2 protein-coding genes are annotated in these 1,410 nt (G+C 44.0%); both read left to right on the forward strand.

The window, feature by feature from the left end; translation table 11 throughout:
* A partial coding sequence (locus tag AABK37_RS41370; protein WP_432557175.1) for a hypothetical protein occupies positions 1-182 on the forward strand: 182 nt, incomplete at its 5' end.
* Between the two features lie 212 nt (positions 183-394).
* Positions 395-1,410, forward strand: a 1,016-nt coding sequence (locus AABK37_RS41375) for a tetratricopeptide repeat protein (protein ID WP_432557176.1), incomplete at its 3' end; no start/stop codon positions are given.

Here is a 1,410-nt window from a genome sequence, read left to right on the forward strand (position 1 = left end):
TTAAGCCAAAACACTTCAACCTTAAGTCAAACTACTTCAACCTTAAGCCAAAACACTTCAACCTTAAGCCAAAACACTTCAACCTTAAGCCAAAACACTTCAACCTTAAGCCAAAACACTTCAACCTTAAGCCAAAACATCCCCCTGCATTTAAAAACGCAACGCTACTACACCCATCCTGAGCAAAATACATCCCCCACTTCGTTACAAAATCAGAAACGGATCGCATATCTATTTAAGAATGCCTGTAGGATAATAATCAAACTTCAGTAAATTCTCTGAAGTAAATTAAATCATTTGCTTATATTGCCAAGCGACTAACTAGATCCCCGACTTCTTAGAGAAGTCGGGGATCTGAAGAGGGATTTGAAGAATAACTTGTTGAGGCTGAAGAATGAACAAAGGTGTAAAGTCTCGGCGGATTTTCTGGTGCTTGCTACCCAGTTTTACCCGCTACAGTTTAATTTTATTACTCAGTGGAGTATTTTTGTCAACCGTGGCAACGACTGGCAGCACGAGTGTGCAGATAGCACAGCGATCAAAAACGGCTTCACAGCAAGCAACTCACGCAGCGGCGAAACGCCTCTTGTATGAGGGATTTAAACTGTATAAGCAAGGTACAGCAGAATCACTACGACAGGCAATTGAGAAATGGAAACAAGCACTACCTTTATGGCAAGAAGTGGGCGAGAAAAAGTGGGAAGCTATCACCCTCTACAATATTGGCTCAGTCTACGATAGTTTAGGCCAGAAGCAACAAGCCTTCAATTATTACAATCAGTCACTTCCCTTATCGCGGCAAGTGGGTGATAAAGCGGGGGAAGCTACCACTCTCACGGGTATTGGCAATGTCTACAATAGTTTAGGCGACAAGCAACAAGCCCTCAAATACTACAATCAGTCACTACCCTTATCGCGGCAAGTGGGCGATAAAGCGGTGGAAGCTACCACTCTCAACAATATTGGCTCAGTCTACAATAGTTTAGGCGACAAGCAACAAGCCCTCAAATACTACAATCAGTCACTTTCCTTAAAGGGGCAAGTGGGCGATAAAGCGGGGGAAGCTAACACCCTCAACAATATTGGCGCAGTCTACTATAGTTTAGGCGACAAGCAACAAGCCCTCAAATACTACAATCAGTCACTTTCCTTAAAGGGGCAAGTGGGCGATAAAGCGGAGGAAGCTAACACCCTCAACAATATTGGCGCAGTCTACTATAGTTTAGGCGACAAGCAACAAGCCCTCAAATACTACAATCAGTCACTACCGTTGTGGCGGCAAGTGGGCGATAAACAGGGCGAAGCTACCACTCTCAACAATATTGGCTTAGTCTACTATAGTTTAGGCGACAAGCAACAAGCCCTCAACTTCTACAATCAGTCACTTTCCTTAAAGGGGCAAGTGGGCGA

The sequence above is a fragment of the Tolypothrix sp. VBCCA 56010 genome, from assembly GCF_050875635.1.
Taxonomy (GTDB): Bacteria; Cyanobacteriota; Cyanobacteriia; order Cyanobacteriales; family Nostocaceae; genus Hassallia.